This is a genomic window from Mycobacterium sp. WMMD1722, assembly GCF_049315205.1.
Classification (GTDB): Bacteria; Actinomycetota; Actinomycetes; order Mycobacteriales; family Mycobacteriaceae; genus Mycobacterium.
The window spans coordinates 4,777,730-4,793,885 of sequence record NZ_CP186056.1 but is presented as its reverse complement, the minus strand read 5'-3'; the positions used below and the strand labels follow the sequence as shown (position 1 = coordinate 4,793,885).

15 protein-coding genes are annotated in these 16,156 nt (G+C 69.0%); 7 read left to right on the top strand and 8 right to left on the bottom strand.

What is annotated here, in order from left to right:
* The first annotated feature begins 32 nt into the window (after positions 1-32).
* Both ACN27E_RS23155 and mscL read left to right on the top strand, forming a co-directional pair.
* Positions 33-698, top strand: a complete 666-nt coding sequence (locus ACN27E_RS23155; protein ID WP_422745050.1) for an SAF domain-containing protein — start codon at positions 33-35, stop codon at positions 696-698.
* Between the two features lie 54 nt (positions 699-752).
* Positions 753-1,205, top strand: coding sequence for a large-conductance mechanosensitive channel protein MscL (gene mscL, locus ACN27E_RS23150; RefSeq protein WP_422745048.1), 453 nt, complete (start codon positions 753-755; stop codon positions 1,203-1,205).
* Between the two features lie 108 nt (positions 1,206-1,313).
* Here the strand turns inward: mscL and ACN27E_RS23145 are convergent, their stop codons facing one another.
* The 8 genes from ACN27E_RS23145 to ACN27E_RS23110 form a co-directional block, all read right to left on the bottom strand.
* Entirely contained in the window at positions 1,314-1,667 is a 354-nt protein-coding gene (locus ACN27E_RS23145) for a hypothetical protein (protein ID WP_422745046.1), read from the bottom strand.
* Between the two features lie 229 nt (positions 1,668-1,896).
* The gene (locus tag ACN27E_RS23140) at positions 1,897-2,556 is read right to left on the bottom strand and encodes an MspA family porin (RefSeq protein ID WP_422745044.1); all 660 of its coding nucleotides are present in this window, start codon (positions 2,554-2,556) and stop codon (positions 1,897-1,899) included.
* A 690-nt stretch (positions 2,557-3,246) separates the two neighbouring features.
* Positions 3,247-3,744 carry a MogA/MoaB family molybdenum cofactor biosynthesis protein gene (locus ACN27E_RS23135; RefSeq protein ID WP_422745042.1) on the bottom strand — a complete coding sequence of 166 codons (498 nt, stop codon included), beginning with the start codon at positions 3,742-3,744 and terminating at the stop codon, positions 3,247-3,249.
* 83 nt (positions 3,745-3,827) lie between these two features.
* A complete protein-coding gene (locus ACN27E_RS23130; protein WP_422745040.1) occupies positions 3,828-5,183 on the bottom strand; it encodes a S1C family serine protease in 1,356 nt (451 codons plus the stop codon).
* Between the two features lie 196 nt (positions 5,184-5,379).
* Positions 5,380-6,918, bottom strand: coding sequence for an ATP-binding protein (locus ACN27E_RS23125; protein ID WP_422745038.1), 1,539 nt, complete (start codon positions 6,916-6,918; stop codon positions 5,380-5,382).
* Positions 6,918-7,604: a response regulator transcription factor gene (locus ACN27E_RS23120; RefSeq protein WP_422745036.1), complete on the bottom strand. Its 687-nt coding sequence runs from the start codon at positions 7,602-7,604 to the stop codon at positions 6,918-6,920. The genes ACN27E_RS23125 and ACN27E_RS23120 overlap by 1 nt, the downstream gene beginning before the upstream one ends.
* A 66-nt stretch (positions 7,605-7,670) precedes the next feature.
* Positions 7,671-7,844: a 50S ribosomal protein L32 gene (gene rpmF, locus ACN27E_RS23115; RefSeq protein ID WP_422745034.1), complete on the bottom strand. Its 174-nt coding sequence runs from the start codon at positions 7,842-7,844 to the stop codon at positions 7,671-7,673.
* Positions 7,845-7,952: 108 nt separating this feature from the next.
* On the bottom strand, positions 7,953-8,357 hold the full coding sequence (locus ACN27E_RS23110) for a hypothetical protein (protein WP_422745032.1): 405 nt from the start codon (positions 8,355-8,357) through the stop codon (positions 7,953-7,955).
* 151 nt (positions 8,358-8,508) lie between these two features.
* Between ACN27E_RS23110 and ACN27E_RS23105 the strand changes: the two genes are divergently transcribed.
* The 5 genes from ACN27E_RS23105 (at position 8,509) to ACN27E_RS23085 (ending at position 16,127) form a co-directional block, all read left to right on the top strand.
* Positions 8,509-10,206 (top strand): acyclic terpene utilization AtuA family protein, encoded by a 1,698-nt coding sequence (locus ACN27E_RS23105; RefSeq protein ID WP_422745030.1) that lies wholly within the window; start codon positions 8,509-8,511, stop codon positions 10,204-10,206.
* Positions 10,203-11,375, top strand: a complete 1,173-nt coding sequence (locus ACN27E_RS23100) for an acyl-CoA dehydrogenase family protein (protein ID WP_422745028.1) — start codon at positions 10,203-10,205, stop codon at positions 11,373-11,375. Before ACN27E_RS23105 ends, ACN27E_RS23100 begins: the two co-directional genes overlap by 4 nt.
* Before the next feature lie 89 nt (positions 11,376-11,464).
* Complete coding sequence (locus ACN27E_RS23095; RefSeq protein WP_422750072.1) at positions 11,465-12,997, top strand: acyl-CoA carboxylase subunit beta; 1,533 nt, start codon at positions 11,465-11,467, stop codon at positions 12,995-12,997.
* A gap of 11 nt (positions 12,998-13,008) precedes the next feature.
* Positions 13,009-14,970 (top strand): acetyl/propionyl/methylcrotonyl-CoA carboxylase subunit alpha, encoded by a 1,962-nt coding sequence (locus ACN27E_RS23090; RefSeq protein ID WP_422745026.1) that lies wholly within the window; start codon positions 13,009-13,011, stop codon positions 14,968-14,970.
* Positions 14,967-16,127, top strand: coding sequence for an acyl-CoA dehydrogenase family protein (locus tag ACN27E_RS23085; RefSeq protein ID WP_422745024.1), 1,161 nt, complete (start codon positions 14,967-14,969; stop codon positions 16,125-16,127). Before ACN27E_RS23090 ends, ACN27E_RS23085 begins: the two co-directional genes overlap by 4 nt.
* Positions 16,128-16,156: the final 29 nt, after the last annotated feature.

Genomic DNA, 16,156 nt, shown 5'->3' with positions numbered 1-16,156 from the left:
GCAACGGGCCGATCCCGACCTAGCGTGACGGTGTGGGCGAATCTCTGGCGCCGTCGGCACTGGCGCGGTTGGCTGCATCACGCCCCGATTGGACCCGCACCGTCAGGGCGCGTCGTCTCGCCGCCGGCGGGCTCGTCGTGTTGGCGGCGCTGGCCGCGGTGCGCTCCGATCCAGACGGCGACCGGATCGCGGTCGTCGTCGCCGCGAAGGACCTCTCGCCCGGGCATGCGCTGACGGCCGACGATGTGACGGTGCAGGATCTACCGGCCGAATCCGTGCCGGACGGGGCGCGAGCCGAATCCGCCGACGTCCTGGGTTCGACTCTGGCCGGACCCACCCGACGCGGTGAGATCCTCACCGACGTAAGGCTTTTGGGTTCGCGGGTCGCCGAAGCCGCAGTAGGCGCGGATGCGCGATTGGTGGCGCTGCATCTCTCCGACCCCGCGCTGGTCGACCTGCTGCGTTCGGGCGACGTCGTCGACGTCCTCGCCGCCGACGCCACCGACGCCGTCGCCGGTGACGCGGGCGAGCGCCCGCAGGTGATCGCCACCGAGGCGGTCGTGGTGTTGGTGTCGCCGGCATCGTCCGGACCGGGCGCGTCCGGCGAGCGCGTGGTGCTGGTCGCGCTACCGGCTCGGGCGGCCACCGAGGTGGCCGGCGCCACGTTGACCCGGGCGATCACGCTGACCTTGCGCTGAGAGCGGACTAACGTTGCGCCACATCAGCGACCACCCGGAAGAAGGGCTCTGCACATGTTGAAGGGATTCAAGGATTTCCTGGCCCGCGGCAACATCATCGACCTGTCGGTCGCCGTCGTCATCGGTACCGCATTCACCGCGCTGGTCACCAAATTCACCGAGAGCATCATCCAGCCGCTGATCAACCGGGTGGGGGCCAGCGGTGAGTCGAACTACGGCATCCTGCGCATCAACATCGGCGGGGATCAGGCGATCGACCTGAACATCCTGCTGTCGGCGATGATCAATTTCATCCTGGTCGCGGCTGTCGTGTACTTCCTCATCGTGCTGCCGTACAAGAAGTTGCGCGAGCGGGGCCAGGTCGAGCAGGCGCAGGACACCGAGTTGTCGCTCCTGACCGAAATCCGCAATCTGCTGCGCGACGGGACCGGCACCAGCGATGCCGACGTGCCCGGCTCGGGTCCGGAACCGGATACGGCCGACACCACGAGCGCCGACCGCGGGTAGCCGCAAACCTCCACGCCCCCATCACGACAAGAAGGAGGTACGCCCGCCGATCGAGGCGGACGTACCTCCTCTTGAAGGCACCTGAAACTCGGCCCGCAGGCCGGCGGATCAGTACGGCGGTGTCGTCACCGGTCCGCAGGAGTTGTCCCAGTCGAATAGGCAGTTGATGCCCAGGTCCGAGAGGTTGCCGGGCTGCGGCGAGCCGGCGGTGATGTTCGGGACGGCGATCGCCGACGCGCGGGCCTCACCCTGGATTGCGGCGCTCTCGGCGGAGCCGGACGTCCGCACGCCATCCTCGACGGCGGGCCTCGACCGGGGATCCGACGGGTCTGCCGAGATCTCGTCGGCGAATGCGGTTCCAGCACCGAAGCTCAGCAATGCCCCCGAGACAGCGAGCGCACCGATCACCGTGGTGCCCAACTTCTTGGCACTCGCGAAGCCAATTCTGGCGGTATCAGCCACCGGGCTTCCTTTCTCTTAACTCACTCACGAAGGTTGCGATTTCCAGCGATGGAACGGCTATTGCAATGCTAGCACCGGAACGCCCGGCCCGCAGCGTGCTGGAAAGTCCTGATTTGACAGCGATTGTGGTTGTCCCACACGGGGATTCACCCTCGTGCGGGCCGATCCGTCAGGCGGGACGGCAGTCCCCGGCCGGAACCGGGGACTGCCTGTCACGATGAGTGGATCGTCAGTTCATGTTCCACGGTTCGCCGTAGGTGGTGACGCTGTCGCCGGTCGACGAGATCAGCCGGGCGTAGGGACGCAGCAGCACGCCGCCGGCCGCACCGGTCACGGTGCCGTGGGCGTTGGACACTGCCACCGCACCCTCCGGGCCGGTCACGTCCACCGAGAAGGTGGCGACCTCGGTGATGCCGGGGCCATTGCCCAGGTCGGCGGTGAACGATGCGCCGGGGAACAGCGGCGGGGTCGAGATGCCGGGGATCGGGTCGATAATTGTATCTCCGGGCGTTGCGCCAACGGCGACGAAGTCCTGGGCGTCCAGGGCGATGTTGGGCGTGGTGTAGCTGAAGTTGATGCCGACACCGAGCGACCAGGGGAAGCCGATCTGGTAACCCAGCTCGAGCGTGCCCTCGAAGTCATCGGCGCCCTCGCCGGCGACGATGTACTTGGCCCGGCCCGAGTGGAACCACTCGCGGGTCAGCCGGTTGCGATCGAGCGGGAACACCCCGTTGAGGAAGGTGTCCCACTGCTGGATCGTCATGGTGCGACCCTGTCCGTCGACCAGGCTGAGTTCGTTGTCCAAACCTGCGTGAGAAGTGCCTGTGCTCGTGAACAGAGCCGCGATGGCCGCAACCAACGCGATCAGCACCCGACTGATTGCCTTCATGTTCTCCCTAGCTTTCCGGTGATCGGAGGTTCTCCGACTGGTTGTTCGAGCGCTCGGTGCAATGTGTTACACCCCACACTCCGCAAGACCAACATGTGAGTGGAATTAAAGCCTCCACATGCCGCTCTTACGCTTATCTCATCGTTGACACGAGGAACATAACGGTGTGGCTACTCACCGGCAACGGGAACCGGAACGGCGGGTCGTACAGGATTCCGACAGCTGATCTTTGCTGAGTTCTCAGCCGGCCGACCCCTTGATCAGTCGCCCACCGACCTCGACGCCGGCCACCCCGACGCGTGGCGCCGGCCCATCCTCACATTGCCCGGTCCGCTCGGCGCGCCGGGCACCTGGACAATTGGCCAATGGCGGTGAAACCGCAGGTCAATCGTGGTGAGGCGGGATATTGTCGCGCAGCCAGCGATCGTGTAGGGAACCGTCGTCGCGGCCGTCCCCGTCGCGCTCATCGGCCGTCGTCTCCGGCAGTGCGTCGCCGAAGATTTTGTTAACTAGCTCTCGAGAAGGCTTAGCGGACTCCGGCATGACCTATTCCTGGTGTGATCAACGTCACAGGAAGGTGACGATCTCGTTCATTTTCCCGTAACTTTCCGAGAGCTGCTGAACGAAGAAAAACCGCCGTGGCGGGCCCGCACAGGCCCGCCACGGCGGCTTCGTGAGACGGTCGTGCCGTCAGATGTCCAAACTCGACAGCTGCCCGATGATCTGAACGGCCAGCGGTCCGAGCGTCGCCATCCCATCACGGACGGCCGCGCGGGAGCCGGCGATGTTCACCACCAGGGTGCTGCCGGAGATGCCGGCCAGACCGCGGGAGACCCCGGCATCGACGATGCCCGCCGACAGGCCGGACGACCGCAGCGCTTCGGAGATGCCCAGCAGTTCCCGGTCGAGGATGTCGCGCGTCGCCTCGGGTGTGACGTCGCGCGGTGTGACCCCGGTACCGCCGACCGACACCACCAGGTCGACGCCACCGATGACCGCAGTGTTCAGCGCGTTGCGGATCTCCACCTCGTCCGCCGAGACCACGACCACGCCGTCCACGACGAAGCCCGCCTCACCGAGCAGCTCGGTCACCAACGGACCGCTGTGGTCTTGCTCGTCGCCATGCGCGGTCCGGTCGTCGACGATGACGACCAGCGCCCGGCCCACCAACTCCCCTGGCTGTTCCATGACCTCAACCGTATATGTGGGCACGGACAGCGGCGCACTCGCGCGCGGCGTTCCGGGCCTGGTGCCCGGACGGAACCCGGTCGTCACTGCTGGGCCTTGCCGAGAGTGACGGAAACGGTCTGCGGCTTACCCGACTGATCGAGGAAGGTCAGTGTCACCTTGTCACCCGGGGCCTTCGACCGGACGGCGGCCACCAGCGCATCGGCGCTGTTGATCACGCGGTCGTCGACCTTGGTGACCACCACGCCGCTGGGCAGGCCGGCCGCGGCGGCGGCGCCGCCATTGGTGACCTCGACGATCTTGGCGCCGTCCGAGGTGCGGTCGTTACTCACCTGCACCCCGAGGGATGCGTGTGACGCGCTGCCGTTCTGGATCAGTTCGTCGGCGATGCGCTTGGCCTGGTCGACCGGGATGGCGAAGCCCAGACCGATCGACCCGCTCTGCGCCTGCGGCGAGTCGCCGCCCATGGTCGCAATGGCCGAGTTCACGCCGACGAGCTCGCCGTTCATGTTGACCAGCGCGCCACCGGAGTTGCCCGGGTTGATCGCCGCATCCGTCTGGATCGCGTCGAGGACCGTGTTCTGGTTCTTGGTGTCACCACCAGCGGCGACCGGTCGGTTCAGCGCGCTGATGATGCCGGTCGTGACGGTGCCCTCCAGGCCGAGCGGCGAGCCGATGGCCACCACGTCCTGCCCGACCCGCAGATCCGCCGACGACCCGAGGGTGATCGGGGTCAGACCGGAGATGTCGTCGGCGCGGACCACCGCGATGTCACTGCTGGGATCGGTGCCCACGACGGTGAATCCGGCGGTCCGACCGTCGTAGAACGTGACCTTCGTCTTCACCGGCTGGCCGCCGGGGGTGTTCGGCGTGCCGCCGGCCGCGGCGACGACGTGGTTGTTGGTGAGGATCAGGCCGTCGGAGGTGAGCACGATGCCCGAACCCTCCTCCGAGGCGCGTCCCAGATCGGTCTCGAGCTTGACCACGCTGGGCACCACCTTGGCCGCGACCTGTTCGACGCTGCCCGCCGGCAGCGCCGCCGCGGGTTGGGTGGGCGCCGCGCCCGAGAGGGTGTTGCTGATCGCGGGCCGGTCCTGCTGGGCGATCGTCGCCACGCCACCGCCGACGCCGGCCGAGACGATGGCGATCGCCAGCGCGCCGATCGCGAGAGTGCCGGTCCGCGAACGCTTCTGAACCGGACGCGGAGGACTGCCCAGAACCGCCGTGGGTTGGGCGGCACCCCGGTACGGGTCGTACGGCGCGCGGAACTGCTGCTGGTTCTGCGGGTTCTGCTGCTGCGCGGCCGTGGCGTAACGCCAGTCGTAGGCCTGCTGTGGATAGCCGTCGCGCCGCGGCGCACCCGGGTACCCGGTGTCGTGGCTACCCGGCCGGGGCCCGGGCTGCTGCGGCGGCGGTGTGTACCTCGGGTGGTTCGTCATGTCGCTTCGGTGCTCTCCCTCGTGAATGGTCCGACCCTCGGGTGTCCGACGTTGACTGATCCGCTATCTGGTCCAACGCCGGGTGCGCCTTCACAGTGCCCAGTGGGACTGAGAATCCACTTAGAGAACCGTTGCAGCCGCCCGAGACTTCGCCGTCGACAGGTGGTCTGCGTCACGAGGGCGGTCATACGGCCGCTCACCCGTTGTCCGCACGCGACCACGCCGGGTCCCGTTCGGCATCGGCATAGGCCGGTGTCTCGGCGTCCTGCGCAGCGGCGTGCTCATCGCCGAGGTCGCTGTCGGCCCGGTCCACCGGACGGCCGGGCAACATCAGGTAGATGCTCGTACCGGGTGGCTCGCCACCGGGCACGGTCTCCTCGACCCGCAGGGCGCCACCGTGTTTGAGGACGACTTGTTTGACGATCGCCAGGCCGAGTCCGGAGCCGGGCATCGCCCGGGCCGCGGTGGACCGGTAGAAGCGCTCGAACACCAGCTGGCGCTCCTGCTCAGGGATCCCCGGGCCCTCGTCGGAGACGACCAGCTCGGCGTGCACCGGATCCGTCTGGGTGAGAACGACTCCCACCCGACCGCCCGGCGGACTCCACTTCGCCGCGTTGTCGAGCAGATTGAGCACCGCGCGGGACAACCCCGCCGAGTCGCCGTAGACCTGCCAGCCGATGACCCGCACGTCGAACTCGATGTCGTTGCGGCGGCGGCGAACTCGTTCGAGACTACGGTCGACGACCTCGGCCAGGTCCACGGGCTCGTAGGTGACTCCGCCGGCGTCGTCGCGGGTGAGGTCGACGAGATCGCCGACCAGCGTGGACAGCTCCTCGATCTGGGCGATCACATCCGCGCGGAGATCCGCCATCTCCTCCTCGGGCAGCCGGGGCGCGCCCGGCGCCTGCGATGCCATCAGCAGCTCGACGTTGGTGCGCAGGGAGGTCAGCGGTGTGCGCAGTTCGTGCCCGGCGTCGGAGACCAGGCGGGCCTGACGTTCCCGACTCTCGGTCAGCGCCCGCAGCATCATGTTGAAGGTCTCGGTCAGCCGGGCCAGTTCGTCGCTGCCGTACACCGGGATGGGTCGCAGATCGTCGGTACGTGCGACGCGTTCGGCGGCCTTGCGCAACCGCGCGACCGGACGCAAGCCGGCGCGCGCGACCATGCCGCCGGCGACCGCGGCCACCGTCACACCGACCCCGCCGACGATGAGCAGCACCGTGCCGAGACGGCCCAGCACCTGGCTGGTGGGCGCCAGGCTCTTGGAGATCAGCAACGTGCTGCCGTTGGTGAGGTGCACAGCCAGCACCCGCTGATGGTTGGCGGTGCGCAGGGACAGCAGCAGTTCGCCGGAGATGACGTCCTTCTCGGCCTCGCCGAGCGGCAGCGTCTGGCCCTGCTGATTCGCAGTGTAGATGGACCGGCCCGGATTGACGAGCATGGCATTGACGTCGGAATAGGCGGTGCCCTCGATGGCCTTGCCCGGATCGGCGGCCAGTGACCCGCTCTCGATGAGCAGCCGCGCGCGGCTGTGTAGTTGATTGTCGATGTCGTCGTAGAGCGCGCGGGAGACCACGGCGTAGACCGCGACCGACATCAGCACCACCACCAGGGCCACCATCGACATCGCCAGCAGCATCACCCGCCACCGCAGCGACAACGAACTGGTGGTACGGGGCCGCTTGCGGCGTCCGGGCTTGGCCGGGGAATCAGGTGAGGGTGGGGCGACCGACATCAGGGCGGAGTCTCGCGCAGGACGTACCCCACCCCGCGCACAGTATGGATCAGGCGTGGCTCCCCCGAGGCTTCCGTCTTGCGCCGCAGGTAACCGATGTACACCTCGAGAGCGTTACCCGACGTCGGGAAGTCGAATCCCCACACTTCCTCCAGGATCCGGCTGCGGGTGAGCACCCGCCGGGGGTTGGCGATCAGCATCTCCAGCAGGGCGAACTCGGTCCTGGTGAGACTGATCTGCCGGGACCCGCGGGTGACCTCGCGGGTGACCGGATCCAGCGTGAGGTCGAGAAACGTCATCGCCGGCGACTCGGGCGCGTCGTCGGGCGCGGTACGGCGCAGCAGTGCCCGCATCCGGGCGAGGAGCTCCTCGAGCGCGAACGGTTTGGGCAGATAGTCGTCGGCCCCGGCGTCGAGGCCGGCGACCCGCTCGGACACCGAATCGCGGGCGGTCAGCACGAGGATCGGCAAGTCGTCGCCGGTGCTGCGCAGCTGCCGACAGACCTCCAGCCCGTCGAGCCGCGGCATCATCACGTCCAGCACCACGGCGTCCGGACGATCGTTGGCGATCAGATCGAGCGCTTCCACGCCGTCCTGGGCCAGTTCTACCGCGTATCCATTGAAGGACAGGGACCGGCGCAGGGATTCGCGCACGGCACGATCGTCGTCCACGACAAGAATGCGCACGGACCCAGTTTCACCTCAACGCCTGAGAGTGCGCTGAGAGGCGCGCCGTTGAGACAGTGTCTCGATTCAGCGACGATCGAGGTCGAGCAGACCCAGCCGGGCCGCCTTGAGCAGCCGACGCGGCACCTTGTGCTGCTGCCCGGCCACGGTCACACCGACCAGCTCGGCGGGCTTGGCCTTCCACTGCGCGCGGCGGCTACGGGTGTTCGAGCGCGACATTCTGCGCTTGGGCACAGCCATGGGAAGCTTCTCCTCGTACGGGTGGTGCCGCGCGGATATCCGCGGGTACGCGGGCGCAGGCAAGTGCCACCCAGGATAACCGGTGAGCTCGGCCGCTTCCAAAACAGCTCAGGACCCCCGCCGGCGGCTGCGCAGCGATTGCCCGGCCACGGGCGCGGCGGCCAGGGCGAACGAGGCGGCCAACACGCCGAAGGCGCCGATGGTCACATCGCGCGCGGCGATACCCCACCAGAGACCGCCGACGCCGGCGACACCCACGAGCAGGGTGCACAACGGGACCAGGATTGCGGTGCGGCGATCGGGCTCGCGGCCGCTGCCGTGGCGAGGCGCCGCCCGGTCGGCGGGGGCGGCCGCCCTGCGGAAGCCGTTGATCAGCAGGTACACCCCGAATGCGGCGAAAGCCCAGCCGGCATGCGGGCTCGAAGCGCCCCGGCCGGTCTCGCTCAGCGGCGGCCCGAGCCCGATGACGACACCGCCGACGGCCCACACGGCGCCCAGCAGCGCTTGAGCCATCCACGACATTCCACCAGTATCGAACGCCCCGCCGGACCGCATCGACACGTCTTGGCCAACCTCCACCCAGAACCGGAGGTAACGTCTAACCTACCGGTTGGTTGGTACCTCGATGGCGGGGCGCCGGCATCGATCTGCAAAGGAGCAGCGGTTGGGTGACCCCGTACGCATCGGCAACTGTTCGGGTTTCTACGGAGATCGCCTGGCGGCGATGCACGAGATGCTCACCGGCGGCGACCTGGACTTCCTCACCGGGGACTATCTCGCCGAGCTGACGATGCTGATCCTGGCCCGCGACCGCGCCAAGAATCCCGACCGCGGATACGCCAAGACGTTCCTGCGGCAGCTCGAGGACTGCCTCGGCACCGCCGTCGACCGCGGCGTGCGCATCGTCGCCAACGCGGGCGGACTCAATCCGGCCGGCCTCGCCACCGCCGTGCGCGCGCTCGCCGACCGGCTCGGGCTGACGGTCACGGTGGCCCATGTCGACGGTGACGACCTGCTCGCCCGCGCCGCTGAGCTCCAGCTGGGCACCCCGCTGGCCGCCAATGCGTATTTGGGCGCCTGGGGCATCGTCGACTGCCTGGACCGCGGCGCCGACGTCGTGGTCACCGGCCGGGTCACCGACGCATCGGTGATCGTCGGGCCCGCGGCCGCGCACTTCGGGTGGACGCGCACCGACTACGACGCCCTGGCCGGTGCGGTCGCCGCCGGCCACGTCATCGAGTGCGGGACCCAGGCCACCGGCGGCAACTACGCCTTCTTCACCGAGGTGCCGGAACTGCTGCACGCAGGCTTCCCGCTCGCCGAGATCCACGCCGACGGTTCGTCGGTGATCACCAAACACCCGGGCACCGGCGGAGCCGTCACGGTCGACACGGTCACCGCCCAGCTGCTCTACGAGATCTCGGGGCCGCGGTATGCCAATCCCGACGTCACGCTGCGCCTCGACTCCGTGCAGCTGAGCCCGGACGGCGCGGACCGGGTCCGCATCGCCGGCGTGCGGGGCGAACCGCCGCCGCCGACGGCCAAGGTGTCACTCAACAGCATCGGCGGATTCCGCAACGCCATGACCTTCGTCCTCACCGGCCTCGATCTCGAGGCCAAGGCCGCGCTGGTGCGGCGGCAACTCGATGCGGCGCTGACCGTGAAACCCGCCGACTTCGAATGGACCCTGGCGCGCACCGACCACGTCGACGCCGACACCGAGGAAACCGCCAGCGCGCTGCTGCACTGCGTGGTCCGCGACCCGGATCCGGCCGTCGTCGGTCGCCAGTTCTCCTCCGCCGCCGTCGAACTCGCCCTCGCCAGCTACCCGGGGTTCACCACCACCGCGCCGCCCGGCGACGGCCAGGTGTACGGCATCTTCACCGCGGGCTACGTCGACGTCGCCGACGTGCCCCACACCGCGGTGCACGCCGACGGGACGCGCACCGCCATCGCCCCGGCGACCGCCACCCTGCCCCTGGCGCCGGTCGACCAACCGCCCCTGCCGCCGCCGTGGCCGACCGGAGCGACCCGCCGGGCACCGCTGGGCCTGATCGCGGGCGCCCGCAGTGGGGACAAGGGCGGCAGCGCCAACATCGGGGTGTGGGTCCGCACGGACGAGCACTGGCGCTGGCTGGCACACACCCTGACCGTCGAGGCGCTGGGTGCGCTGCTGCCCGAAACGGACGGTCTGCCCGTGACCCGGCATGTCCTGCCGATGCTTCGGGCGGTCAACTTCGTCGTCGACGGCATCCTCGGACAGGGCGTGGCCTACCAGGCCAGATTCGACCCGCAGGCCAAAGGACTCGGCGAATGGCTCAGAAGCCGCCACCTCGACATCCCCCAGGAGTTCCTGACGTGACCAGCATCTGGCACACCCCCGAGCGCGAGCAGTTGCGCACGTCGGTGCGCACCTTCGCCGAACGCGAGGTGCTGCCCCACGTGGACGAATGGGAGCGCCTCGGCGAGCTACCCAGAGACCTGCACCGGCGCGCCGCCGAGGCCGGTCTGCTGGGCGCCGGGATGCCCGAGTCCGTCGGCGGCGAGGGCGGCGACGGCGCCGACGCGCTGATCATCTGCGAGGAGATGCACTACGCCGGTGCGCCGGGCGGGGTGTTCGCCTCGCTGTTCACCTCCGGCATCTCGACCCCGCACATGGCCGCCTCCGGCGACCAGCGGCTGATCGAGGAATACGTCCGCCCGACCCTGCGCGGCGAGAAGATCGGCGCGCTGGCGATCACCGAACCGGGCGGCGGCTCCGATGTCGGACACCTGCGAACCCGGGCCGTGCGCGACGGCGGCTCAGGAGATCACTACGTCGTGAACGGCGCCAAGACCTACATCACCTCCGGGGTGCGCGCCGACTACGTCGTCACCGCGGTCCGCACCGGCGGACCCGGCGCGGGCGGGGTATCGCTGCTGGTGGTGGATAAAGACGGACCGGGATGCTCGCCCGGGTTACACGTGACCCGCAAACTCGACAAGATGGGGTGGCGGTCCTCGGACACCGCCGAACTGTCCTACACCGATGTCCGCGTCCCCGCCGCCAACCTCGTGGGCGCCGAGAACACCGGATTCCTGCAGATCGCCGCCGCTTTCGTCAGCGAGCGGGTCGGCCTCGCCGGACAGGCCTACGCCGGCGCCCAGCGCTGCCTCGACCTGACGGTGCAGTGGTGCCGCGACCGGGAGACCTTCGGTCGACCGCTGATCTCACGGCAGGCGGTGCAGAACACGCTCGCGGAGATGGCGCGCCGCATCGACGTCGCACGGGTCTACACCCGCCACGTTGTGGAGCGGCAGCTCGCCGGAGAACAGAACCTCATCGCCGAGGTCTGTTTCGCGAAGAACACCGCGGTCGAGGCCGGCGAATGGGTCGCCAATCAGGCGGTGCAACTGTTCGGAGGGATGGGATACATGGCCGAGTCCGAAGTCGAACGTCAGTACCGGGACATGCGGATCCTGGGCATCGGCGGCGGCACCACCGAGATCCTCACCTCGCTGGCCGCCAAGACCCTGGGATATCAGTCGTGAGCCGAGCGAGTGGCGAAGCGGATCGCGCGTCAGCGCTGAGCTCGACGCTCGACGCGGCCTCTCCCGCCTACCTCGACGCTGCGACGGCGATGACGGCGAAACTCGAGGAGATCGCCGCCGAACACGCCAAGGCGCTCGCCGGTGGCGGCGCGAAATACGTCGAGCGTCACCATGCACGCGGCAAGCTCACCGCACGCGAACGCATCGAACTGCTCCTCGATCCCGATTCGCCGTTCCTGGAACTCAGCCCGCTGGCGGCGTGGGGCAGCGACTTCGCGGTCGGGGCCAGTGTCGTCACCGGCATCGGCGCCATCAGCGGTGTCGAGTGTCTGGTCGTCGCGAACGACCCCACGGTCAAAGGCGGCACCAGCAATCCGTGGACCCTGCGCAAGATCCTGCGCGCCAATCAGATCGCGCTGCAGAACCGGCTCCCCGTCATCTCGCTCGTCGAATCGGGCGGCGCCGACCTGCCGACCCAGAAGGAGGTGTTCATTCCCGGCGGGCAGATGTTCCGCGACCTGACGCGCCTGTCCGCCGCCGGCGTCCCCACCGTCGCGCTGGTCTTCGGCAACTCCACCGCCGGCGGCGCCTACGTCCCCGGCCTGTCCGACCACGTCGTCATGATCAAGGAACGCTCCAAGGTGTTCCTGGCCGGACCGCCGCTGGTGAAGATGGCCACCGGCGAGGAGGCCGATGACGAATCGCTCGGTGGTGCCGAGATGCATTCCCGCACATCGGGTCTCGGGGACTATCTTGCCGTCGACGAGTTGGATGCCCTGCGCATCGGCCGGCGCATCGTGTCGCGGCTGAACTGGCGCAAGCACGGTCCGCGACCGGGCCCGGTGACCGAGCCGCTGTTCGACACCGAAGAACTGCTCGGCATCGTCCCGGCCGATCTGCGCATCCCGTTCGATCCGCGTGAGGTGATCGCCCGCATCGTCGACGGGTCGGAGTTCGACGAATTCAAGGCGCTCTACGGATCGTCGCTGGTGACCGGATGGGCCACGCTGCACGGCTACCCGATCGGCATCCTCGCCAACGCCCGCGGCGTGCTGTTCAGTGCGGAGTCGCAGAAGGCCACCCAGTTCATCCAATTGGCCAACCGCGCCAACACCCCACTTCTGTTCCTGCACAACACCACCGGGTACATGGTGGGGCGGCAGTACGAAGAGGGCGGGATGATCAAGCACGGGTCGATGATGATCAACGCCGTCTCCAATTCGACCGTGCCGCACATCTCGCTGCTCATCGGCGCCTCCTACGGCGCGGGCCACTACGGCATGTGCGGGCGCGCCTACGATCCGAGGTTCCTGTTCGCCTGGCCCAGCGCCAAGGCCGCCGTGATGGGCGGCACCCAGCTGGCCGGTGTCATCTCGATCGTCGGCCGGGCCGCCGCCGAAGCGCGTGGGCAGACCGTCGACGAGGACGCCGATGCGGCGCTACGGGCCGCGATCGAGGCGCAGATCGACGCCGAGTCGCTACCGATGTTCCTGTCCGGGCGGCTCTACGACGACGGCGTGATCGATCCGCGCGACACCCGGACCGTGCTCGGAATGTGTCTGTCGGCCATCGCCAACGGACCGATCGAGGGGACGTCGAACTTCGGCGTCTTCCGGATGTGAAGGGCGCACCGATGATCACCAGAGTCCTCGTCGCCAACCGCGGCGAGATCGCCCGCCGGGTGTTCGCCACCTGCCGTCGCCTCGGGATCGCCACCGTGGCCGTCTACACCGATCCCGACGCCGGCTCACCGCATGTCGCCGAAGCCGACGCCCGGGTGCGGCTCGAGGGCACCAACGGCTACCTCGATGCGGTGCAGCTGATCGCCGCGGCGCGCGCCGCCGGCGCCGACGCCGTCCATCCGGGGTACGGATTCCTCTCGGAGAACGCCGAATTCGCCGCCGCCGTGGGTGATGCCGGACTGACGTGGATCGGGCCGCCGCCGGCTGCGGTCGCCGCGATGGGCAGCAAGATCGAAGCCAAGAAGCTGATGGCCGCCGCCGGGGTTCCCGTGCTCGAGGAGCTCGACCCGGCCGCGGTCACCGCCGGTCAACTGCCCGTGCTGGTGAAGGCATCGGCCGGCGGCGGTGGTCGCGGTATGCGGGTGGTGTACGAGGTCAACGCACTGTCCGCCGAAGTCGCCGCCGCCCAGCGCGAGGCGCAGTCCGCATTCGGCGATCCGACGGTGTTCTGTGAGCGCTATATCGCCGCCGGCCACCACATCGAGGTACAGGTGATGGCCGACGCCCACGGCACGGTGTGGGCGGTCGGCGAGCGGGAGTGCTCGATCCAGCGCCGGCACCAGAAGATCATCGAGGAGGCCCCGGCGCCGCTGGTCGAGCGGACACCCGGGATGCGGGAGCGGCTGTTCGACGCCGCCCGGTCGGCCGCGACCGCGATCGGCTACACCGGTGCCGGCACGGTCGAATTCATGGCCGACGAGGACGGCTCCTTCTTCTTCCTGGAGATGAACACCCGGTTGCAGGTCGAGCATCCGGTCACCGAGCTGACCACCGGGCTGGACCTGGTGGAACTGCAGGTGTCGATCGCCGAGGGCGGCCGGCTGGAACCCGAGCCGCCGCCGTCGCGCGGGCACGCCATCGAGGCCCGCCTCTATGCCGAGGATCCGGCGCGCAACTGGCAGCCACAGGCCGGCACGGTGCACCGCTTCGAGGTGCCGCCCGGGCCGCGGGTGGACACCGGCATCGTCGACGGTTCGGTGGTGTCGATCTTCTATGACCCGATGCTGGCGAAGGTGATCTCCTTCGCCACGACGCGCCGGCAGGCGGCGGCCCGGCTGGCCGATGCGTTGGCCCGCACCCGGGTGCACGGCGTGCGCACCAATCGCGATCTGCTCGTCAACGTCCTGCGCCATCCGGCCTTCCTCGACGGCGCCACCGACACCGCGTTCTTCGACACCCACGGGTTGGCCGAGCTGGCCGCGCCGGCCGGCGACCCGCGCGCGGTGTCGCTCTCGGCGGTGGCCGCCGCGCTGACCGACGCCGCGGCCAACCGGTGCGCGGCGACGGTGTTCGCGGCGGCGCCCAGCGGGTGGCGCAATCTCGCGTCGGGACACCAGCTCAAGCGCTTCGCCGACCCCGACGGCGCCGAAATCGAGGTGCGATACCGCTTCACCCGGGCCGGGGTCGAGGTCGCCGGGCACCCGGGGCTGCGGCTGGTGGCGGTGCAGCCCGACAATGCGGTGCTCGGCGTCGACGGCGTCGAATACCAATTCGAGGTGGCGCGATACGGGTGCCCGGACAGGTCGGCGATCCACGTCGACTCGCCGCTGGGCCCGGTGCATCTGACCGCGCTTGCGCGCTTCCCGGACCCCGACGCCGCGGTGGCGCAGGGCTCGCTGATCGCGCCCATGCCGGGAGCGGTGGTGCGGGTCGGTGCCGCGGTCGGGGACACCGTGACCTCGGGCCAACCGCTGGTGTGGCTGGAGGCCATGAAGATGGAGCACAAGCTCGCCGCCCCCGGTGACGGTGTGCTCGCCGAGATCAACGTCACGCCGGGCCAGCAGGTCGAGGTCGGCATGGTCCTGGCGCGAGTACTCGCCCCAGTTGAGAGCTCAGGAGGAGAACCCCGATGACCGGTTTCATCGAGACCGAGGAACAGCAGGCGCTGCGCAAGGCGGTCGCCGCGATGGCCGCCAATTACGGCCAGGACTATTACCTGGAGAAGGCCCGGGCCGGCGAGCACACCACCGAGCTGTGGGCCGAGGCGGGCAAGCTCGGCTTCATCGGGGTGAACCTGCCCGAGCAGTACGGCGGCGGCGGTGCCGGGATGTACGAGTTGTCGCTGGTGATGGAGGAGCTGGCCACCGCCGGGTCGACGTTGCTGATGATGGTGGTGTCACCGGCGATCAACGGAACGATCATCAGCAAGTACGGCACCGAGGAGCAGAAGCGGCGCTGGCTGCCGGGCATCGCCGACGGTTCGGTGACGATGGCGTTCGCGATCACCGAACCCGACGCCGGGTCGAATTCGCACCGGATCGTCACCACCGCGCGGCGCGACGGCGCGGACTGGATCCTCAACGGCCAGAAGACCTACATCTCGGGTGTCGATCAGGCGCAGGCGATCCTGGTCGTCGGCCGTACGCACGAGGAGCGGACCGGCAATCTGAAGCCCGCCCTGTTCATCGTCCCCACCGACACACCGGGGCTGAGCTGGACGAAGATCGACATGGAGCTCGTCAGCCCCGAGAACCAGTTCCAGGTCTTCATCGACGACGTGCGCCTGCCCGCCGACGCACTGGTCGGTTCGGAGGACGCCGCGATCGCTCAGCTGTTCGCCGGGCTGAACCCGGAGCGGATCATGGGTGCGGCCAGCGCGGTCGGCATGGGCCGGTTCGCCATCAACCGGGCCGTCGACTACGTCAAGACCCGTCAGGTCTGGAAGACGCCGATCGGGGCGCATCAGGGCATCTCGCATCCGCTGGCGCAGAACCACATCGAGATCGAGCTGGCCAAGCTGATGATGCAGAAGGCGGCGGCGCTCTACGACGCGGGTGACGACGTCGGCGCGGCGGAGGCGGCGAACATGGCGAAGTATGCGGCGGGCGAGGCGTCCACGCGTGCGGTCGACCAGGCGGTGCAGTCGATGGGCGGTAACGGGCTGACCAAGGAGTACGGCATCGCGGCGTCGCTGGTGGCGTCGCGGTTGGCCCGCATCGCGCCGGTGAGCCGGGAGATGATCCTGAACTTCGTGGCGCAGACGTCGCTGGGCCTCCCCAAGTCGTACTGATGAGCGCTTGCGCGAAGAAGAGACGGTAC